Source organism: Bradyrhizobium sp. BR13661 (assembly GCF_029892425.1).
In the GTDB taxonomy this organism is placed as follows: domain Bacteria; phylum Pseudomonadota; class Alphaproteobacteria; order Rhizobiales; family Xanthobacteraceae; genus Bradyrhizobium.
The window spans coordinates 135,730-155,919 of the sequence record NZ_JARXWB010000013.1; the positions used below are offsets into that span (position 1 = coordinate 135,730).

Annotated in this window: 25 protein-coding genes; 6 read left to right on the forward strand and 19 right to left on the reverse strand. The window is 63.5% G+C overall.

All coding sequences use genetic code 11. From position 1 onward, the window contains the following. Window positions 1-22 precede the first annotated feature (22 nt). The gene (locus tag M2427_RS21850; RefSeq protein WP_280708721.1) at window positions 23-370 is read right to left on the reverse strand and encodes a DUF2282 domain-containing protein; all 348 of its coding nucleotides are present in this window, start codon (window positions 368-370) and stop codon (window positions 23-25) included. A 246-nt stretch (window positions 371-616) separates the two neighbouring features. Between M2427_RS21850 and M2427_RS21855 the strand changes: the two genes are divergently transcribed. Next, a complete protein-coding gene (locus M2427_RS21855) occupies window positions 617-1,282 on the forward strand; it encodes a Crp/Fnr family transcriptional regulator (protein WP_280708722.1) in 666 nt (221 codons plus the stop codon). Between the two features lie 112 nt (window positions 1,283-1,394). Next, entirely contained in the window at window positions 1,395-1,592 is a 198-nt protein-coding gene (locus M2427_RS21860; RefSeq protein ID WP_280708724.1) for a DUF2892 domain-containing protein, read from the forward strand. Between the two features lie 10 nt (window positions 1,593-1,602). On the opposite strand, the gene M2427_RS21865 is transcribed toward M2427_RS21860, so the two are convergent. The 8 genes from M2427_RS21865 to M2427_RS21900 form a co-directional block, all read right to left on the reverse strand. After that, on the reverse strand, window positions 1,603-2,082 hold the full coding sequence (locus tag M2427_RS21865) for a DUF302 domain-containing protein (RefSeq protein WP_280708725.1): 480 nt from the start codon (window positions 2,080-2,082) through the stop codon (window positions 1,603-1,605). Window positions 2,083-2,146: 64 nt separating this feature from the next. Continuing rightward, entirely contained in the window at window positions 2,147-2,893 is a 747-nt protein-coding gene (locus M2427_RS21870) for a hypothetical protein (RefSeq protein ID WP_280708726.1), read from the reverse strand. A gap of 11 nt (window positions 2,894-2,904) precedes the next feature. Then, window positions 2,905-3,402, reverse strand: coding sequence for a hypothetical protein (locus M2427_RS21875; protein ID WP_280708727.1), 498 nt, complete (start codon window positions 3,400-3,402; stop codon window positions 2,905-2,907). 146 nt (window positions 3,403-3,548) lie between these two features. Continuing rightward, a complete protein-coding gene (locus M2427_RS21880) occupies window positions 3,549-3,755 on the reverse strand; it encodes a hypothetical protein (protein ID WP_280708728.1) in 207 nt (68 codons plus the stop codon). A gap of 33 nt (window positions 3,756-3,788) precedes the next feature. Further along, the gene (locus M2427_RS21885) at window positions 3,789-4,508 is read right to left on the reverse strand and encodes a cytochrome c biogenesis CcdA family protein (RefSeq protein WP_280708729.1); all 720 of its coding nucleotides are present in this window, start codon (window positions 4,506-4,508) and stop codon (window positions 3,789-3,791) included. A gap of 1 nt (window position 4,509) precedes the next feature. After that, window positions 4,510-4,887 (reverse strand): thioredoxin family protein, encoded by a 378-nt coding sequence (locus M2427_RS21890; protein ID WP_280708730.1) that lies wholly within the window; start codon window positions 4,885-4,887, stop codon window positions 4,510-4,512. 117 nt (window positions 4,888-5,004) lie between these two features. Continuing rightward, entirely contained in the window at window positions 5,005-5,550 is a 546-nt protein-coding gene (locus M2427_RS21895) for a TlpA disulfide reductase family protein (RefSeq protein WP_280708732.1), read from the reverse strand. A gap of 86 nt (window positions 5,551-5,636) precedes the next feature. Beyond that, a complete protein-coding gene (locus tag M2427_RS21900; protein ID WP_280708733.1) occupies window positions 5,637-5,981 on the reverse strand; it encodes a hypothetical protein in 345 nt (114 codons plus the stop codon). A 594-nt stretch (window positions 5,982-6,575) separates the two neighbouring features. On the opposite strand from M2427_RS21900, the gene nrtS reads away from it, so the two are divergent. Both nrtS and M2427_RS21910 read left to right on the forward strand, forming a co-directional pair. After that, entirely contained in the window at window positions 6,576-6,785 is a 210-nt protein-coding gene (nrtS, locus tag M2427_RS21905; protein WP_280708734.1) for a nitrate/nitrite transporter NrtS, read from the forward strand. Window positions 6,786-6,852: 67 nt separating this feature from the next. Next, window positions 6,853-7,056, forward strand: coding sequence for a GDCCVxC domain-containing (seleno)protein (locus M2427_RS21910; RefSeq protein WP_348521942.1), 204 nt, complete (start codon window positions 6,853-6,855; stop codon window positions 7,054-7,056). Window positions 7,057-7,629: 573 nt separating this feature from the next. On the opposite strand, the gene proX is transcribed toward M2427_RS21910, so the two are convergent. The 9 genes from proX to M2427_RS21955 all read right to left on the reverse strand — a co-directional run bounded on the left by proX (window position 7,630) and on the right by M2427_RS21955 (window position 17,764). Next, window positions 7,630-8,661 (reverse strand): glycine betaine/L-proline ABC transporter substrate-binding protein ProX, encoded by a 1,032-nt coding sequence (gene proX / locus M2427_RS21915; RefSeq protein ID WP_280708735.1) that lies wholly within the window; start codon window positions 8,659-8,661, stop codon window positions 7,630-7,632. A gap of 146 nt (window positions 8,662-8,807) precedes the next feature. Then, the gene (locus M2427_RS21920; RefSeq protein ID WP_280708736.1) at window positions 8,808-9,758 is read right to left on the reverse strand and encodes a proline/glycine betaine ABC transporter permease; all 951 of its coding nucleotides are present in this window, start codon (window positions 9,756-9,758) and stop codon (window positions 8,808-8,810) included. Next, a complete protein-coding gene (locus tag M2427_RS21925) occupies window positions 9,751-10,938 on the reverse strand; it encodes a glycine betaine/L-proline ABC transporter ATP-binding protein (RefSeq protein ID WP_280708737.1) in 1,188 nt (395 codons plus the stop codon). Before M2427_RS21925 ends, M2427_RS21920 begins: the two co-directional genes overlap by 8 nt. 90 nt (window positions 10,939-11,028) lie before the next feature. Continuing rightward, on the reverse strand, window positions 11,029-11,343 hold the full coding sequence (locus M2427_RS21930; RefSeq protein ID WP_280708738.1) for an NIPSNAP family protein: 315 nt from the start codon (window positions 11,341-11,343) through the stop codon (window positions 11,029-11,031). After that, window positions 11,340-12,191 carry an alpha/beta hydrolase gene (locus tag M2427_RS21935; RefSeq protein ID WP_280708739.1) on the reverse strand — a complete coding sequence of 284 codons (852 nt, stop codon included), beginning with the start codon at window positions 12,189-12,191 and terminating at the stop codon, window positions 11,340-11,342. Before M2427_RS21935 ends, M2427_RS21930 begins: the two co-directional genes overlap by 4 nt. A 3-nt stretch (window positions 12,192-12,194) precedes the next feature. Then, window positions 12,195-13,283: an LLM class flavin-dependent oxidoreductase gene (locus M2427_RS21940; protein ID WP_280708740.1), complete on the reverse strand. Its 1,089-nt coding sequence runs from the start codon at window positions 13,281-13,283 to the stop codon at window positions 12,195-12,197. Window positions 13,284-13,318: 35 nt separating this feature from the next. Next, window positions 13,319-14,830: an aldehyde dehydrogenase gene (locus M2427_RS21945; RefSeq protein WP_280708741.1), complete on the reverse strand. Its 1,512-nt coding sequence runs from the start codon at window positions 14,828-14,830 to the stop codon at window positions 13,319-13,321. A gap of 15 nt (window positions 14,831-14,845) precedes the next feature. Then, entirely contained in the window at window positions 14,846-15,826 is a 981-nt protein-coding gene (locus tag M2427_RS21950) for a flavin reductase (RefSeq protein ID WP_280708742.1), read from the reverse strand. Window positions 15,827-15,952: 126 nt separating this feature from the next. After that, a complete protein-coding gene (locus M2427_RS21955; protein ID WP_280708743.1) occupies window positions 15,953-17,764 on the reverse strand; it encodes a helix-turn-helix domain-containing protein in 1,812 nt (603 codons plus the stop codon). 144 nt (window positions 17,765-17,908) lie between these two features. Here M2427_RS21955 and M2427_RS21960 point away from each other — a divergent pair, with 144 nt between their 5' ends. Both M2427_RS21960 and M2427_RS21965 read left to right on the forward strand, forming a co-directional pair. Then, entirely contained in the window at window positions 17,909-18,499 is a 591-nt protein-coding gene (locus M2427_RS21960) for an amino acid synthesis family protein (protein WP_280708744.1), read from the forward strand. A 462-nt stretch (window positions 18,500-18,961) separates the two neighbouring features. After that, entirely contained in the window at window positions 18,962-19,192 is a 231-nt protein-coding gene (locus tag M2427_RS21965) for a hypothetical protein (protein WP_280708745.1), read from the forward strand. 23 nt (window positions 19,193-19,215) lie between these two features. Here M2427_RS21965 and M2427_RS21970 read toward each other — a convergent pair whose 3' ends face one another. Next, window positions 19,216-20,187 carry an ABC transporter permease gene (locus tag M2427_RS21970; RefSeq protein ID WP_280708746.1) on the reverse strand — a complete coding sequence of 324 codons (972 nt, stop codon included), beginning with the start codon at window positions 20,185-20,187 and terminating at the stop codon, window positions 19,216-19,218. Window positions 20,188-20,190 lie beyond the last annotated feature (3 nt).

Here is a 20,190-nt window from a genome sequence, read left to right on the forward strand (position 1 = left end):
CGCAGCGGCCCGCCCCGATGACTCAGGCCTTCGGCGTCAGGCTTCCCGCGCCCTTCGGCGTGTTCATCGTCGTGCAGGTACCCTTGGGCTCGAGCTTGAACGCATTGCCCTGGTAGTCGACGGTGCTCGTTCCGGCGCAGGTCGTGCCGGCACCCGCGTAGCAGTCATTCTGGCCCTTCAGAGCGACGCCGAAACACTTCTCCATCTTGCCGCCCTCCATTGCCTTCATGGTCTGGGCCTGCTTCTCCTTGATCATCTTGTCCATGTCGGCCTTGTTCATCTGCGCCGAGGCGGACGTAACGGCAAGGGCTCCGATCGCAACGGCAAAGGCGCCGGCAACCATGGCGGACAGTGCGGGATTGTTGGACATTCGATTTCCTCCGGGGGCTGGACTTTGCGAAACGCAGTTGCGTCCGGCGGGCTCTTCATCCCGCCTGCAGATCAGTTCGCTGCAGCCTGCGAAAGGTTACATGACTTGCGGGGAGCGATCCGCGAGATCCCCGGGTTCCGGTACTCGGCGTATTCAGGCACCTGCGGAAATACCTCGCCAGCGGCCGCGATTTGGCACATGGGTCGGACGCGCGTAGTGATGGTCGGCCAGAGGGTGGGATGAGAGATGACGAACAGGGACGATTGGACGGATGCCTTTCCGCCGCTCAAAGAGCTGCCGCCTTCCGATGGCGCGCGCTTGCGCAGCGCCAGCGTGGTCGTCGTCCTCCCGGAAGGAAGCCGCATTTTCGGTCCCGGGCAGGCTCCGGAAAAATTCCTGCTGCTGATCGAGGGGACGATCCGCGTCCAGCAGGTCTCGGAGAGCGGCCGGGAGATCGTTCTCTATAGGGTCGCGGCGGGCGAGAGCTGCGCGCTGACGACGGCATGTCTCCTGGGCCATGAAGACTATCTTGCCGAGGGAATCGCGGAGACACCGGTGCGGGCGGCAGCCATACCGCGCACGCTGTTCGACGAGTTGATCGCCTCCTCGCGTGCCTTCCGGCAGTTCGTGTTTACCGCTTTCAGCCGGCGGGTGACGAACCTCTTCCGTCTGATCGAGGAGGTCGCCTTCGCGCGCATCGACCTGCGGCTGGCGCAGCGGCTGCTGCAACTGGCCGACACCGATAACCATCTGTCGGCAACGCACCAGGAACTCGCGAGCGAACTTGGCAGCGCGCGGGAGGTCATCAGCCGGCAGCTTCAGGAATTCCAGCGCCGGGGATGGATCAAGGCCTCGCGCGGAGAGATCGAATTGACCGACAAGGCAGCGCTCAGGCAGCTCGCCGAAGGTTGACGTCGAAAAGCGCCCCTCTGGTCAGCGCGGCACTTAGCCACCGCTCGGTGACTTAGTCACGTACGCAGTCCTTGCGGCGACCTAGCATGCTCTTTAACAATGGAGAGCCCAAATGACGCGCAATATCGGCACAATCGATCGCATCATCCGTGTGGTGGTCGGCTTGGCGGCCCTGAGCCTCGTATTCATCGGCCCGAAATCCCTCTGGGGGCTGCTCGGGCTCATTCCGCTTGCGACTGCGGCTATTGGCTGGTGCCCGCCCTACGCGATGCTCGGCATCAAGACCTGCCGCTCGTCCACGACGGGCTGAGATCTCCGCCTTAGTTTGCCGGGGTCGCCGTCTCCGCGATTTTCGCGAAGATGGCATCCAGCTCCCCGGCAAGCGTCCTGAGGGCGTCCTTGCCTTCATCGGCATAGGGCGCAAACACCGCGCCTGGCGTCTTGTAGGACAGGGTGGCAGTACCGTCCGGATTCTCCGTCACGTAGAAGCGGATGGGAGCCTCAATGCCGGCGGCGACGCTGGCGGCAAGCATCCGTCGCGCAAAATCATTGCGAAAAACGCCAAAGACCTTGTTGCCGGGAATATCGACCCCGGCGGCCTTCGCGCCCTGCGAGGCGCTGGCTGACGTGACAAGCCCCATATGCTCGGCCTTGACGGCGGCCTCAAGCCGCTCCTGAAGCGCAGGGTAGCTTTGTTTGGTATCGATGACGACCCATCCTTCCCGTTTGCCGACGGTGCCGGCCATCGCCGCGGTCAGGGTCGCCAGCGAGATCAGAACGGCCAAAATCGTGCGCAGCATGTATGCCTCCCGTTAATTTCAGTCCGAAAGGAGTCTCTGACAGCTTCGTCTCGCGATTCCGCCGTTAGCCGCTCGATTCGATAAGCCGGTCGAGCCAGGCGATCTGCCGTTCAAGCGAGATATCCAGGGACGATGTGATTTCGAGGTGACGGTCCTCGAAGACGTCGTTACCGGGATGCGCCGAACGCCAATGCTCGACCGCGGCGTCCCGTTCAATGAGCAGTCGCTCGATCTGCGGCCTGAACAGCAACATCATCGTGGTGAGCCAGCGGTTGAGCAGCGGCGAAGGGCCTGTCTGCCCCAGAACAAACCGGTCAAGCATCGCGATGACGTCGGGCGCCCTGTACCAGGTCTCAGCTGTCACCCAACGATTGGTCGTGAACAGCCGCTCCGGCATGCCAGACGGCGTCATCGAGATCGCAACGAGATGCGACATCGCCTCGTCCGCACCCGTGCTCGACGCATCGCCACCAACGTCTGCTGGTCGGATCCCCGCCGGCATGCCCCTCGCCCGCATGAAGGTATGGAAGTGGGCGTAGTCCGGACGGTCGCGACCGTCCGGCGCGTGGGCGTGGAAGAAATACTGCGCGTGGCTCTCCGGATCGCGGACATCGTCGTGCGGGTAGTGCTCCCACTCGACGAATCCTTCGGCACCGCGCAACGCTTCGACCACGAGATTGCTCCCAGCCTCATGCAGCTCGCGGATGCAATCAACCGCCGTCTCCGCCGCTACCGCCATGCGCGACAGCATTTCCTTCGAGGGAGCCAACGGTGCAGGCAGAACGAACGCTGCAGTTGCGTCGGGAGCCATAGAGTTTGCTCCTATTGGATCAGTTCGCCTTCGAGAACAAAGCGGCGATCGGTCGGCCCGGCCGGCACCAGATGGAACGTCCCCGCGCCCTTCAGCTTGGCGAGCTTGCCGGTGCCGCTGACCACCTGCCAGACACCGTTGTCGAGGAGCTTCGGCTTGCCATCAGGTCCGGGGACGAAGACCGCCTGGATGACCCATTTGATATACGCCTTGTCGCCATCGGCCCTGGTGAATTCGAGATAGCCGCGCGGTTCGCCGCCAACGCCCGGAACGATGTCGTGCGCGCCATACTCCACGACGCTCGCATCGGCGAGAGGTCCTTGCCCTTCGGACCTACCCTCGCGGCGGACAAGCAGGAAGAAGTGCTTGGAGCCATCGGCGAAGTCGAGCTTGATCGCTTCCTTTTGCGCGACCGGCGCCTCGAACTTGACGGTTTCCGCTTGCGCGGCAGACACGGCCACAGCGAGCAAGCCGGCGACGAGGGTAAATTTTCTGGCGGACAGTTTCATAATCTTTCCTTCTGAGTTCTGCTTCTTCAATCAAGCGTGGCGCGGCAACTACAAACGGCCGAAGACGGCGTCATGTCTCATGCCCGCCGTCTTCTCCATCCGGCCGCGCCGGAGCGCCGACCGAACTACGTTCAAAACGCCCGCGGTTACTTCTTCGGTGCGCAAGGATTGCCCTTGGGCGCGCAGGGGTTGGCGGCTTTGTGGCCCTTCGGCGCGCAGGGATTGGACGATTTGCTCTTCGGCGCACAGGGGTTCGAGCCTTGAGCGGCGGCCGGGACTGGCGCTCCCGCGATCATGCCGCTGACCGCAGCGATTGCTCCGAGAGCCTGCAGCGATTTCTTCAACGTAGCCATTCATCATCTCCTTGGGTTGAAACATCGACGGCTTCACAGGCGCGTCGTCACGGTCACCAGCCAGTCCGGCATGGCGCGCGTCAGGGAGGCCTCGACGATCTTGTCGAGGCCGGTAAGCACAAAAATTCCGATGCCGACGAAGGCTGCGCCCATCAGGGGTTTCGCGATACGCGATAGGCCCGCCATCCGATCGCGCCGCGTCAGAATTGCCTGTCGCGAGCCATAAGCGAGCGCAAGAATTGGTGTCGCCGCACCGAGCGCGAATGCCGCCATGGTCGCCGCCGCTGAGCCGATGCTGTCGCCCTGCGCCGCGAGGCCAACGGCAGCCCCAAGTGTAGGCCCCGAGCAGGGCGACCAGATCACACCGAGCACGCCGCCGAGGGCGAACTGGCCCATGATGCCCGACGGCTGCAGGCGGTCGAACAACGCCTGCCCCCGGCCGGCAACGGGCGAAGCGAGCGATCCCAACCTGTCCTGCAATGCCGGTACCAGAAGCACGACGCCAGCCGCGCCGAGCAGGGCCGCCATGGCAAGGCGCAGGAAGGACGGATCGATTCCGATACTGAAGCCGACCGAGGCCAGCACGATGCCGACGCCCGCAAACGATGCAGCGAGTCCAGCGGCCAGCGCCGCCGGTCCCCAGGCGTGCCGTTCGAGCGCGCCGAAGAGCACGATCGGCAGAATAGGGAGGACGCAGGGTGACAGCGTCGAAAGCGCGCCCGCCGCGTAGCCAAGCGCGAGACTGGCCGACACGTCAGAGGGCCTTCTCGATCAGCGAGCGGATCGGAACCGCATCGGTCTCGCCGGTTGATCGCGCGAGCTCCTTCGCTCCCTTGAAGACGATCAGCGTGCTCTGATACTGCACGCGGAATTTCTTCAGCACATCCTTGGCCGAGTCAAAATCGACCTCGTAGACGACCAGCTCCGGATGCTGCTTCTCGATCTCCTGAACGATCGGCCGCTGCTGCTTGCAGGTCGGACACCACGGCGCCGTGACGTCAATAAGAATGGATTTTCCGGCAGCCTGCGAGGCCTCGAAGGACTTTGCATCGAACGGCTCGGAGGCCAACACCATGGACGGTAGTGCGACGATCGCGGCGACCAGGACGGCCTTGTGAAGATTCGAGAACATGAGCGCCTCTCTCCCGGGATGCTGAAACTGCGTATCGAGGAGCGGTTCGCTCAGGCGGAGAACAAGGTTACCTGGCCGCCGGAAAAAGTTTCGACCCGGTACGGCGCTTGAAGCAGGCTAGTGGTCGCGAAGGTATCTGATCAGTTCGTCGGCCTCAGGGGTCGACCAGTCGGCCGCGCCGGGCATGTAGCCTACGACCGCTCCCGAGCTTGCAATGAGATAGGTGATCGGCATTCCATAGAGGGCGAAGGGCGCGCCCTTACTGCTTCCGCTGTCCGAATAAGCCACGTATCCGCTGGGATCGAGATAGATGGGAAGCGTGTGCAGATCGAGCGCCTTCGCGAAGCGGGCGACGGTCGCGCGATCGCTCCTGTCTTCCGATACCGCGGCCAGGTGCAGGCTATCGCGCCATACGCTGCGGTATCGGGTTTCGAGAATGGGCAATTCCGTTTTGCACGCGGCGCACCACGACGCCCAGAAGTTCAGGAGGATCGGCTTGCCGCGAAGCGCGGTCAGCTCAACAGTCCCTCCCTCAAGCCGGAACAGCCTGATCGGTGGTATCTGCAACTGTGGCCGCATGAGCGTGAACTGATATCTCCCCGATTCGAAAACCGGAACGTTGGGTTCTGCCGCCACTGCGGACCCGCCGAACACGACCGCCATTCCAGCCATAGCCGATCGAAGGATGTCCCGGCGTGTGCATATCCCAGATCCTCTGAAGCCGTGCAGCATGGTATTCTTTGTTGTCGTCAGGCGGCCATCTCCTGAACCAGGAGAGCCGGCGATGATTGACGAACGGCAGGCCGAAAGGCGATGAACGGAAACAGCGGGTTTGGCAGCCAATACATCCATCCGACGAAAGGTTCGCGCGTCCCGTCCGGAAGCCGAAGGTCAAGCCAAACATAGAGAAACTTGTAGACGCAGAGCCCCGGGACCCAGTTGGGCTTAAGCCCCGTCGTCTTCAGGCATTTCCGGCTGATGTAGTAGTTTCCTTCGAAGGGAGTGATCCCCCAGAAACCGAGCGGTCCCTCAGCGATAAGTTCGCCGCTCCATCGATGTGTGATCCGGATGATACCTGAGCTCTTGAGTTGCATAGTCGGTCTTCCCGCTCCGACAAGATGGGGCTGAAAATGCCGTAAGCCGATCCGGGCCCTGCGTTCCGGCCTGGCAATCGCCTTGCTTGTTCGTTCGTTCCTCGCTGGGAAAGGTTACCGGGCGCTAGCTGATCGGCAGCGAAATAAAATCGGCCAAATCCTGTCCCGAGGTAACCTTCGTGCTTTCGCCGTCGAACAGTTCGGAGACCCATCCGTCACGGTCAACCACGAGCTGCGCCGGGACGCATCCAAAAAGGAAGCTTCCCGAAGGCAACTCCCGCCATCGGCAATCAGACCATATCGACGACGACGCTAAGCCACTGATGAAGAGGCCATCATTATGTCGAGCAAAATCGCAGCCGGATCGGAGATACCGAAAATTTTCCTGCCACGTGCCGGCGGAGGGATGGTGGAGGTAGGACAGCCGAGTGGCTGGCAAGTGGTCGTCGCTTACAGGGAAAGCACTGCCCGATCTGCCGGACCTATCTCAAGACCCTCGACGGCTTGCGGCCCTCCCTAGCCTGATCGGAGCGGATTAACGGGATGCACAACGGGTCCGAAGCCGGAAGACTGAAGTTCGCTTGGCAATGCGCCATGTCGGACGGCATACCCCGCCGCTCGTTTTTTGCTGCACTTGTTGTTGGGACGGTATTGAACCTTATCAACCAGGGCGACGCACTGTTCGGCACGATGGCTGTCAACTGGTTCAAGATCACTTTGACCTACTTCGTACCATACGCCGTCAGCACCTATGACGCGGCTTCCGTCCGAATTCGCCAAGTCGCGTCTGCCGAGAGGATCTAACGAGAGTCCGCTTTGTCTTCGTCACCAAGTATCGTCAGCCATGTCTCCGGAAATCAAGATCTCCAAAATGATTCTAGAATCGGTCATTCGCTGTCCGAGCTGCGGCTTTGAGTCCGCTGAGCAAATGCCAACAGACGCCTGTCAGTATTTCTACGAATGCAGACGGTGTGGCGCGAAACTGAAACCCAAGCCGGGCGATTGCTGCGTGTTTTGTTCCTATGGCAGCAAGCCTTGTCCCCCGAAGCAAGCTGCATCGAGCTGTAGCCAATAAGTGCCCCGGAGAATCCGAGATGCATGGACGCGGCTCATGCGCGCGCTTCTCATCCCTGACCGACTACTTTGGCGCTGTTCAAAAAGACCGTTTGAAAATCAGATGCTCAAACGGTTGTTCTGGCTAAGTCGTTGATTTGGTGGGCGCACCAGGGCTCGAACCTGGGACCCGCTGATTAAGAGACACGATACGACCACTGATTTTACAGGAAAATTTTTCCAACTGAGCCAAAATCCGATCATTAGATATCAATGGCTTACAATGAGAAATCCAACTGCAAGGTTCGTCGTGGTCGGCGGATCAACATATTCGGAGCATCGGGGGTTCGAGGCACTGGAGCGAACCGCTTTTCCCCACCAGCCAAATCCAGGATATTTTGATCCTATCTTGTGCATAGGCAGTTCGCGAGGCTTGAGGCCAGAGGAGCTTACGCTCACTGAACCAAAGACTGCGCGGCCAGTGGTGGCCCGTGTATGCGGGCAGCCGCTACGGCGCCCGGCGCCCCGTACCGCAAAGAAAAAGGCGAGGCCAGAACCGACCGCACCTTCCAGAGCGATGGGTTGTCGTCTCTGCTTACTTTGCCGCGCGCCCGGCCGAGACCCAGCTGTCGAATTGTGTCTTGTGCGCACCGACCCATTCATCGGCCATCTTGGTGATGTTGGCGTTGCTGCCGCCGTTCTTGTTGATGTTGAACTCCCAGTGCGACCAGTCCTCGAGCGGGAATTTGACGTTCTCGACGAGCGCCTTCAGGGCAGGGTTGGCGGCGACGAACTTCTTGTTCGCGACGGCGCCCCAATTCCAGGAGGCCATGGCCATACGGCAGGGATCGGCGCCGCCGGCGCAGCCCTTCACGCCAGTGACCAGCGCCGAACCCTTGTTCGGGACGGAGGGCGGCAGCGCGTCTTCCGGTGTGGGCAGCCAGACGACGTCCTTGCCAGGAACGAGCGCATTGTTCACCCAGGACGGGCTCCAGGCGTAGAAGAAGGCCGGTTCGCCGCGCTTCACGCGGGCCACGGCCTCGACCATCAACGGCTCGTACTTACCGCGGATCGACTTCACGTTGTCCTTTAAGCCGAACTTGTCCAGTTGAAAGTCGACGACATCGCCGCAGCTCCAGCCGGGATCGCAGTTGATCAGGTCGGCCTTGCCGTCCTTGCCGAACAGCGCCGCGATCTTGGGATCCTTCATCTGCAGCAGCGAGGTGATGTTGTGGGCGTCGGCCGTCTTCTTGTCGATCAGATAGCCGTTGATACCGCCGCCTACGATCAGGCCGCCTCCGACGATTTCCGCATCCTTCTCCACCGCGCGGAAGCCCGGCTCGCGCTGCGGGAAGTTGACGTCGGTCGCGAGGTCGAGATCGCCCTGCGCCGCCGCTTGGAAGAACAGAGTCGTGTTCACGGTGCTGAGCTTGACGTCGTAACCGAGCTCCTTCAGCGCCTTCATCACGATCTGCGCGGTGACGTAGTTGGCCCCAAGGCTATCGCTCTGGGCGTAGCGCACGGTCTTTCCCTTGCCGGGCAGTTCCTGCCCCTGCGAGGGCGCTGCCGCGAAGGCGAGCGCGCCAGCGGTCACCGCCGCCAGCATCTTCAATCGGGTCATCGTCATCAGCCGTTTCTCCTCGTCGTCGACCGTGCCGGTCGTGCTGTTGCTTTCCCCGCCTCGCGACGGGTCTTCAAAGGCCGGATCGCTGCGCTGCTCCGGCTAGTCGTCGAATGCGGAACCTCCGCGATACGTGGGGCTCCGCGAGGCGCTCAGAGCGCATGTTTTGCCGGTGTCACAGCCTGGGCGGTCTCGTCCGGCCGACCGCCCTTGAACAGCCGCGCGACCGTGCCAAGCAGCGAGTCGCGTGCAGCGGCCCGGCCACCTTTCGGAGCGGCGAGCTTCTGGGTGATCCGGTCGAGCACCATGGCGAGCAGCACGATGGCGATGCCGCCCACGGCCGCACGGCCGACATCCAGGCGGCCGAGACCCTGCAGAACGACGAGACCGAGGCCCTCCGCGCCGATCATGGCGACGACAACCGACAGCACCATCGCCGTCAGGACGGTCTGGTTCAGGCCGCCGAGGATAGTCGGGATCGCGAGTGGCAGCTGGATCTCGAACAGGAGCTGGCGCTTGTCGGCGCCGAAGGCGAGGCCGGCCTCGACGATCTCGTGCTCGACCATGCGGATGCCGAGATTGGTGAAGCGGATCAGCGGCGGCACGGCCGCCGTCACGACCGCGACCTCGCCCGGCACCGTGCCGACGCCGAACAGCATCACCACCGGAACGAGATAAACGAAGCTCGGCGTCGTCTGCATGATGTCGAGCATGGGCCGCGTGACGTTCCAGATCCGGTCGCTGCGCGCACACCAGATGCCGATCGGAATGCCGATGACGGCGCAGAAGACGACCGCGGTCGAGATCAGCGAGAGCGTCGTCATCGCCTCGTTCCAGACGCCCAGCACGGCGATGACGATCAGCGAGACGGCGCTGAACGCCGCGATGCCGAGCGTGGAGAACCGCCAGGCCAGCAGGAAGAATCCGACCACGAAGACCGGGAATGGAATGGCGTGGAGTATCTGGTCGTTCAGCCAGAGCAGGTTCTCGACCGGCCATTTGATGGCGAGGAAGATCGGACGCAGGTTGAGGGCGAACCAGCTGACGCCCTGCTGGATCCAGGCGTCGATCGGGAAGACGGCAAGATCGTCGGCCTTAAACATGAGGCTCTCCGGCGGAAACGGTCTTGGGAGTGGCGGAGGAGATGCGGCCCAGAATGTCGTCGGCGCCGAGCGAACCCATGAACTTGCCATGGTCGTCGACCACCGCGATTGGGAACCCGTCGCGATAGCTGCGGGCCACCTCGAGAAGCTTCGCGCCGGGCGGGACGCTGACGTAGTCGCTGCTCGGCGCAGCGATCTCGCCGCTTGCGCGGGCGCGCCCGCAGGCTTCGGCGTCGAGCATGCCGAGCACCTTGCCGTCGCGATCGAGCACGAAGCCGGTGCCGCCGGCCTCGCCGACCAGCGTGCCGCGATCCGACTGCAGGATCGGCTCGCCTGCCCGCATCACCGAGCGCGCGTCGAACAGCCGCGCGCGGTCGACCTCGCGCGTGAAGGCCGCGACATAGTCGCTGCCCGGCTCCAGCACGATCGACTGCGGCGTGCCTTCGCGCACCAGCTCGCCCTCGGACATGATCGCGATGCGGGTGCCGAGCTTCAGCGCCTCCTGGAAGTCGTGTGTGATGAACAGGATCGTCTTGTTCAGTGTCCGCTGCAGTCGCAGCAGCTCGTCCTGCATCTCGGTGCGGATCAGCGGATCGAGCGCGCTGAAGGCCTCGTCCATAATCAGGATGTCGGCATCGGTGGCGAGCGCGCGGGCAAGGCCGACACGCTGGCGCATGCCGCCGGACAACTCATGCGGGAAGTGGTAGCCCCAGCGGCCGAGGCCGACGGCTGTGAGCACCTCCTCGGCGCGGCGGCGGCGCTCGGCCGGAGCGATGCCGCGCAGCTTCAGGCCGAACTCGACATTCTCGAGGACGCGCTTGTTCGGGAGCAGCGCGAAGTGCTGGAAGACCATCGAGATGCGCGTGCGGCGCACCTCGCGCAGCTCCTCCTCGCCGAGCTGGACGATGTCGCGCCCATCAAGCAGGATCTTGCCGGCGCTCGGTTCGTTCAGCCGGTTGATGCAGCGTGCCAGCGTGGACTTGCCGGACCCCGACAGGCCCATAACCATGTACATGGCGCCCTGCGGCACGCTCAGCGAGACGTTATTGAGCCCGACCACCTCGCCGAGTTTCTCGAAGACCTCGTTCTTGTTGCCGCCCTTCGCCAGCATCTCGAGCGCCGCGCGCGGCGTCTTCGAGAATATCTTGTACAGATTCTGGATCTGCAGTCGCTCGGTCATGTCTGGACCCCTCCTCTCGGCACCCGATTGGATCGATGGAGGAACGAGCTGCTGCCTCGTCCCTCCGAAGGAAAATACGTGCGACCGCCACTAGCGCAGCGGTGAAAAATCCGTCGGCAGCAGGATCCTGTTCTCGGCCTGCTCGATGTTCTCCGACAGCTTGGGCAAGAAGGCCTGCCAGCGTGGATCGTCCGCGAGCTGCTGGCGCCGGCGCATCCTGTCCTCGAAATTGGCATAAGCCCACAGATGGGTCACGTGGCTGAGCGGCCCAATCTCGATGGTGAAGTAGCCGATCAGCTGGCCGAGGATCGGCTGCTGGATCGCCAGCCCCTCCTCGCGCACAAGCTGGAGATAGCGGCCCATGCGGCCGTTGCGGATGCGATAGATGCGCTCCTCGACGATCATGCCGACTGCCTTTCCCCGCCGTCGCCGAGGAAATCGCGCATCAACCCGGCAACTAGCTCGGGCCCCTCGGTCAGGATCGAGTGGCGCAGGCCCGGTAAGATGTGCAGCTTCGAGCCCGAAATGCGCTCGTGCATGTACAGCGCCATGCGCGGATTGGAACCGGCATCCTCCTCGCCGGTCGCGATCAGGACCGGGACGCGGATCCGGTCGAGCAGCCCGCCGAAGTCCGTCTGCGCCAGCACGCGATAGGCCGCAGCGTAGCACTCTGGATCGTTCTCTGCGTTGCGCTGCCGCAGCTTGGCGATGAGCTCCGGATTCCCTGCCTGGAAGCCCTCGGTCAGCCAGCGGGAGAGCGAGGCGTCGTAATGCGAGCCGCGGTCGCCGGCCTGCAACGCCGCGAGCCGGGCCGCGACGCGCTCGCGTTCGTCCTCGGTGCGGCCGGCGACGGTCGCCAGCAGCACGAGGCGGCGGATGCGGTGCTGGTGCGACAGCGCCAGGCGCTGCGCGATCAACCCGCCGAGGGAGAAGCCGGCGAGATTGAAGCTCCCGAAGCCTGCGTGATCCGCCAGCGCCAACACGTCGCCGACGAAATCGTCGATCTCGTAGCGGCCCCGCACCTTGCTGGAGAAGCCATGGCCACGCAGATCGAAGGTGAGAATCCGGAAGCGGTCGCAGAGGCGTTCGACTACGCCCTCCCAGGCTTCGAGATAGGAGCCGACACCGTGGATGCAGATCAGCGGCTCGCCCTGCCCTTCGATCCGATAGTTCAGCGTCACGCCACCGACCGTCAGGCTCTGAGCCCTCTCCGCCGGCTCGGTGCACAGGGCAGCCGATGTTCCCTCAGCCATGGCTCAAGCTCCCATGGCGGCCACGCGCGGCCGCTCGGCCTTGTCCCGCTCACGAGCGGCGAAGTGCGGTATTACCTCGTCGATGAAGAGACGCAGCGTCTTCATCTGCAATTCGAAGGGCAGGTTGAAGGAGAGGCCTAGCGCGAATTGATCGACCCCCGCGTCCTCGTAGACCTGCAGCTTGCGGATGATCTCATCCGGTGTGCCGAACATCAAATTATCGCGCACCGCCTGGGGGTTGTAGTTGTCGCGATTGGCGATGGTCTCGAAGGGAATGGCCTCGGGGAAGCCGTTGGTCACCGTGCCGCTGTTCTGCATTAGGTTCTCGAAATAACCGCCGTAGTCGACCGAGTGCCGCACTGCGAGCTCCCAATCCTCTTTGCGGTCATAGACGCAGGTGCGCCGCTGCATCATCAGGCGCGGACGCGGGCGCTCCGGATGATCGGCCACCGCCTTGCGGAACTTGTCGCCGAGCACGCCAACTTCGGCCGGCGGCGCCGAGAGCGGCGTGGAGAGGATGTTGGCGCCGAGGCCGACCGCCCAGTCGAAAGTGCCGGGATCGCGCGCCGCGACCCAGATCGCCGGATGCGGCTGCTGCAAGGGCTTGGGCACCGAGGTGGCCAGCGGAAACTGCCAGTAATGGCCGTTGTGCTCGTAATCCCCGGCCCAGAGCTTCTGCACCGCCGGTACCAGCTCCTTCATGAAGGCGACGCCTTCCTGCTGCGGTATGCCACCGGCCATGCGGTCGAACTCATACTGGTAGGCGCCGCGGGCGATGCCCAATTCGAGGCGCCCGCCCGTCAGGTGGTCGCAAAGCGCCGCCTCCCCAGCCAGCCGGATGGGCGACCAGTAGGGCGCGACGAGGGTCGCGGTGCCGAGCCGGATGCGGTCGGTATGCTGGGCGAGCCAGGTCAAGGTCTGGAAGGGGTTCGGCGAGATCGTGCACTCGATGGTGTGGTGCTCGGCGGTCCACAGCGTCTCGAAGCCGCCCTCGTCGGCGATCTTCGCCAAGGCGCGGAAGTTGCGAACCGCGTCCCGCATGGAATCCTGCGGCGAGAACCGCTCCATGGAGAGCGAGACAGCAAATTTCATGATGTTCCTCCGATCTGGCTTCTGTCGTGGACTGCTCAGCGCAGGCGAATGACGAACGGGTCCTGCATGGCGCCCGAGTAGTCGATGAGAACGTTCTTCAGGCGCGAGAACTCGCGCATGACCTCGAAGCCGCCGCGGCGGCCATAGCCGCTGTTCTTCATGCCGCCATTGGCGGACATGTAGGCGGCGGAACGGTAGGTGTTGATCCAGACAGTGCCGGCATCGATGTTGCGGGCAAAACGCATCGCCCGGTCGATATCCTTGGTCCAGATGCCGGAGGCGAGACCGTATTCGGTGTCGTTGGCGAGCTCGATCATCTCCTCCTCGGTCTTGAACGGCACGATGCCGACGACCGGCCCGAAGATCTCCTCGCGCATGAAGCGCATGTCGTTGCGGGCCTCGACCAGCACGGTCGGCTCGAAATACCAACCGCGGGCCAGCTCGCCGTTCTGCGGCTTGCGCCCGCCGATCGCGACCTTGGCGCCCTCGCGTACGCCGGAGCCGACATAGTCCTCGACCTTGGCAAGTTGGGAAGCGAGCGCAATCGGGCCGATATCGGTAACCTCGACCTGCGGATGGCCAACCTTGATGCGGCGCGTGCGCTCGACCAGAGCCTCGACAAAGCGATTGTAGATCGGCTGCTCGACGAAGCAGCGGGAGCCCGCGACGCAGGTCTGGCCGGCCGCGGCAAAGACGCCGGAGACGACGCCGTTCACCGCCCGGTCGATGTCGACATCGGAGAAGATGACGTGAGGCGACTTGCCCCCCAACTCCATCTGGCAAGGCACAAGGTTATGTGCGGCATTGCCGGCGATCTTGCGCCCGGTGAAGGTCGAGCCGGTGAAGACGTATTTCGTGATGCCGGGATGGCGTGTCAGCGCCTCGCCGGTAGTGGCGCCATCGCCGCTGACGACATTGATCACGCCCGGCGGAATGCCGGCCTCGATCGCGAGCTCCGCCAGTGCGAGACTCGACGCCGTGGCGTGCTCGGAGGGCTTGACGACGATGGTGTTGCCGATGGCGAGGCAGGGGGCGAGCGTGCCGGTCAGCATCATCATCGGCGAGTTCCACGGGATGATCATGCCGATCACACCGAGCGGCTCGCGCAGGTTGAAGTTCAGCGAGTCGAGCTTGTTGACGGGAATAGTCTCACCGAGCAACTTGTCCGCCATGCCGGCGAAGTAGAGATAGGAATCCGGGATCGCCCGCATCTGGGCCCGCATCTCCTTGAGCAGCTTGCCGTTGTCGCGACACTCGATCATCGCCAACTCGTCGGCATTCTCGAGCACGAGCTCGCCGAGGCGGCGCACCAGCTTGCCGCGCTCGGTCTGGGTCATGCGGCGCCATGCGGGGTTGACGAAGGCGGCCTTCGCCGAGCGCACGGCGGAGTCGACATCAGCGGCGTCGCCTTGGGCGAATTCGTACCAGGGTTCGGCCGTGGTGGGATCGTAGGACGGGACGTAGAGGCCACTGCTGGGGGCGACGAACGCGCCGTCAATGAACAGGCCCTGACGCGAACCTTCGAGGGATTTGACGGTCGTCTTCATGATCACTCTATCGGCTCAGATTTGCGGAAGGTTGGCCCAGGGCTGCGCGTCGCCGACCATGGCGAGGCGGCCGCCATCATCGGAATCCATGTAGATTCCGAAGCGCTTGCTGGCGCTCTCGCGGGCGTAGCGCCGCAGCATCGAGGAGATTTCCCGGGTCGGAATCTGGTCGTAGGGAAGCTGGTCGATCGGGAAGAAGCGCAGCCCGGCGGAAAGCGGCTGCGAGGCCGCTTCCTGCGCAAGGCGGGCGCGGTAGATCAGGTAACCCGGGTCGCGGTCGCTGACGTCGAAGACGGAATAGAGGAAGGTGTCGTCGGGTACGAGCGTCAGCGCATCGCCGCCATCGAGTTTGAGCTCCTTGTCGGCAATTCGGCGCTTCGCGCTCGGCAGAACCCAGCCGCCCTTGCCGTCGGACCGCAGCAGCAGATTTCCATCCGCTTCAATCAGGTAGCCGACGATCATGCCATGCGACTCGAGCCAGCCCGGCGGCAGCGGGTCCTTCACATTGGCGTAGCGGCCGCGGCAGAAGCCGAGCGGCGCGGAGGGGCTGGTACCGAAGGCCTGGACCTCGCCGATCAGCACCAGGTGATCGCCGGCGTCGACGCGGCTGTGCACGCTGCAGTCAAACCATGTCAGGCAATCGGTGAGGACGGGCGCGCCGGTATGGATGCGATCATGATTGACCGTGTCGAACTTGTTCGCTGCCTTGGAGGCGAACAGGTTCGAGACGTCGGTCTGCGCCTCGTGCAGCAGGTTGACCGCGAAGGAATCCGAGCTGTTGAAGGCGTCATAGCTATGGGCGCTCTTGCCGACGCAGACCAAAAGCAGCGGCGGGTCAAGCGAGACCGAGGTGAAGGAGTTCGCGGTCATGCCGCGCGGCGCGCCGTCGGTATCGCGCGTGGTGATAACCGTCACCCCGGTCAAAAAAGTGCCGAAAGCGCGTCGCAGGGCGACCGGATCGATCGCTGTTGCTGTCTTTTCCGTCGGAGCGAGCATCCGCCTCACCTCGATCAATACGGGATCGTGGTGAGAGGCTAGGCGCCGGAAATATACTTCGCTTCCTAGGAACAGTCGGATTAATTCAGGAAATGTTTCGCTGGATCAACGGAGGATAGTGTCGTCTCAGGCCACCGTCACTTCGCTGCCCTCGATAACGCCGTGCAGCCGGATGGCAAGCTCGATGGCGAAGCGCTTCTCGGCCGTCTCCAGACCTATACCGAAAAGATCCTGGATACGAGAGAGCCTATAGCGCAGCGTCGTGACATGCAGCCCCATCGCATCGGCGCAGGCCTGGGTCCGGCAGCCCTCGCGGAGATAGGCGGCGAGCGTCTCCAGATAGGGAGTGTCGTGCTGGCGGTCATGCGCGACCACCGCGCCGATCGCGCCGTCGACGAAGCTGCGCACATCTGCCGACTCGGCGGCACCGATCAGCATGGGCATCGGACCGAAATCGAAGGCCGACAGGGTTCCGCTGCGCCCGAAGGAACGCGCGATGCGGATCATCCGCCAGCAGCGCTCCCATTCCTTGGGATAACTCTCGAGCCCGTCACAGATGTCGCCGAGCACGACGATCGGCTCGCGGCTGAAGCTGTGGCGGAGCACCTCAACGATGCGCCGCGGCAACCGTCCGGCGCGCTCCGTTTCCGCGCTCTTCTCCTCCGGAACGAGGCAGACGAGCCCGCCGCCGACCGCGATGACGTTGATCGGCAAATTCATCTGACGCGCGAGCCGCGTCACGGCATGATGGCAGTCGATGCTCATATCGGCCGGCGAGGACGGACCGTCAGGAAAATCCACCACGATCATCCGAGCCGGCGCGCCGAGCGCAAGGCCGAGCCGGCGACCGCGCTGGACGACGTCGTCAGCATCCCGCCAGCGCCGCTCGACGATCTCGAAGAAGAGTTCGGTTAGGGTGCGAGTCTCGAAGCGGAACCGGATGACGCTGCGCATCATCTGCACGCTCAGGGCGAATTTCACGCTGTCGAGCAGCAGTCGCTGGAGATCGCCTCCGCCCTTCCCGGCTTCCGGAAAGATCACTAGTGCGCCGACCGCCTGCCCGTCGACATCGAGCGCCTCGATCCTCGCCGTGATCTGAAGCCGCTGTGCCCCGTCATCAAGGCTCAGACCCATGGGCTCGGCACGGCCCGCCGCTACGGCATCGCGTGCGGCGACTGTGATCTGGGCGCCGATCGCGCCGTCGAGAGCCCGTTGCCAGGCGGCATCATCGAAGCGCAGCGGCGTGGGCGAGCGGCTGGCCACGAGCGCGTTGCCAGCGAAATCCACGACCAGGATCGCCTCCGGCAGCAATTCGGCGAGCATTGCCGAGAGAGCCGCAGTCGAACCGCCCGAAAGAACCTCGTGCAGCAACATGGTCTGGGCTTGCAGCGCATTCTGCAACTGCTCTGCCGCCTGACGTTGCGCGCGCAGGCGATGCTCGCGCTCAACGGCGATGCCGCCGAGATGGACGATCATGCCCATGAAGGCGAGGTCGTCGGCCGAGACGTCCTGGATGTCGCGGGAGATGACGTTCAGCACCATGGGCCGGCCTTGCTCGTCGGAGCAGCTCATCGGCAGCACCAGAACGGTGCGGTAGTCGCGTTCGAAGGCTTCCTGGCGATAGCCGGGAAATTCCTCCGAGACGCGCGCATCGCGGATATAGACGGGTTCGTTGCGCTGGAGCGCGATCAGCGCCGGGCTGGTCGCCAGTTCCCAGCGGTTCTCGAGGCGTCGGCGCAGCAGCGTCGGATCGTGCCGGACCACGACGTGAGCCTCACCATGGGGTGAATCTATCGCCATGATCGAGCCCAGCGCCCAGGCGCCATGCTCGCAGGCCGCGCGGATGAGATCGCGGAGCACCGTGTCGAAATCGCCGCCCGAATTGATCCGGCTTGCGACATCGCGCAACGAACGCATCTGCGACGCCTGATCCGCCATGTGTCTTTCCCCTACCGACCGCTGCGATCTTACCCCGCATCGCAGGTCGATCCATCAGTTTCTTCCCGCGTTCCGACGGAAGACGGTGATGGAACGGCCTCGCTAGGTTTCTCCCCATTCACAATCGCAATAGGTGGACGCGCCATGGACTACGGCCTTCGCAAGATTTCGACCTTCGTCGAGGAAACCTTCATCGAAGGCGGCAAGGCCGCCGACAAGCCGGTGCGCTTCGTCGTCGTGGCCGCCGTGGTCCGCAATCCCTGGGCGGGCCGGGGCTTCGTCGAGGATTTGCGCCCCGAGATCCTGCGTGTCGCGCCGGAACTCGGCAAGGAATTGACCAAGCGTCTCGTCGCGGTGATGCCGGCCGAGCAGGTCGAGGCCTTTGGCAAGGCGGCCGCCGTCGGCACCAATGGTGAGATCGAGCACGCCTCGGCGCTGATTCACACGCTGCGTTTCGGCAACACGTTCCGTGATGCGGTGAAGGGCACGGCCTATCTGAGCTTCACCAATACTCGCAACGCCCCGGGCGCGCTGCTCTCGCTACCGATGATTCACAAGACCGAGACTGGCAAGCGCTCCCACTTCCTCACCGCCCAGTTCCTGATCCCGGACGCGCCGGCCGCCGACGAGTTGCTGGTCGCGATCGGCGCCGCCGACAACAGCCGCGCCCATCCCCGCCTCGCGGATCGCTTCCAGGACATGGAAGAGATGAAGGGGGAACTGGCGGACGCTTGACGCAGAAGGGCCGGGCAACTTCCTAGCCTCACAGAGCCCGCCCAATCGGCGGGCTCTTTTTCGGCGGCCTGAAAGCGTGAGCGTACCATCTCGGCGAGCACGACCTTGTCGCGGGCGAGTTCGTCCATCACCTGCCGCACCGGCTTCTCGGCGATGGCGACGATCTCGTCGATCTCGCGGGTCATGACCAGCGGCGGGACGAAGCCGAGGATCTCGCCGTTCAAATTTTGCATACGAGGTTCGCCACGAGGCTTCGAATAAACGCGCTTTTCAGAACAAGCGAAGCATGGTGAAACTCAAGGTGCCCGAATATCAGCCACGCAGCAAAAAGAAGAATCTGAAGAAGAGGGGCCGCTACTGACTTGCCAGGAGATCGCGGCGATAATCGACGAGATCAACGACCGGCATTTGCTGTTGCTGATGATCCTGCTCATTCACTTGGGAGCTTGAGTCGGAGCGATTTTGGACGCCGTCAAGACGCAGATCAATCTCAAGGAGAACCTGTTCGATCTCAATCCGCACGGACACGAGTCCACCAATAACGGCCGGCCCGTGTTGCCGATTCCGACCACCTTGCGCCCCTGGCTTGACGACCTCTCGGACGGCCCGCTCATCACGTATCGTTGGGGCCGTCAAATATCCCGATCAAATGATGCTGCGCTCGCCCGTGCGTCGGTCGCAGCAATCAAATGAAGGATGAACCAGACTAGACAAACCTACGGTCCATCTTTTCGGGTGTAGATCGCAGCGGCGAGCACAATGACGACGCCCTTGATGATCAATTGAGCCTGGACCGGCACACCGAGCAGCACCACTTCATTGGCGAGAATGACGATGATGGCGGCTCCAGTGAGGGCGCCGAGGATCGAGCCACGGCCGCCGCGCAGCGACACCCGCCCAACGACACAGGCGACGATCGAGTCGAGCTCGTACCCCTGCCCGACCCAATTATCGACGAGCCCGACGTAGCCGCTCAGGATCAGCCCAGCGAGCGCCGCAAGGCAGCTCGAGATCAGGTAACAGGCCGTCGTGACCGCGTCGGAGTGAATTCCGAACAGGCGCCCCGTCACCGGATTGCCGCCGACGATGTAAATTCTGCGTCCGAATGCGGAACGATGCAGCACGACGGCGAGCACCGCTGCCAGCACCAGCAGGACAAGCGCGTTGTAGGGCACGCCGTGGAATTTACCGGAGCCGAGGAGACGCAGGAACGGCGGCACGTTTCCGGACGGCGCACCTTGCGTATAGGCAAACCTGAATCCCTGAAGCAGGATCATCGTCGCGAGCGTCGCCAGGAATGGGGATACCTGACGCTTGGTGACGAGGAAACCGTTGAGCAGTCCGACGGCGATACCGACCAGCATCGCCGTCGCGATGATGGCAGGAACATTCTGGTCCGCCCCCGAGAAGCCGGTCGCGATCACCGCAGCCGTCGCCATCATCGAAGCGACCGAGAGATCGAGGCCGCGAACGACCATCACCAGGCTTTGACCCATTGCGACGATCGCGAGCGGAGCGACTTGCAGCAGCAGATTCGACAGATTGCCGGGGCTGATGAAGGCCGGCGACATCACGCCGCCGAGCACGAGCAGCAGCGGCAGCGCGAGCCCTACGCCATAGCGTGCGATGACGGTGCGGACCGACCAGGACGGCGCGACGGGGCCTGCGATTTCGACGGAGCCTGACATCCT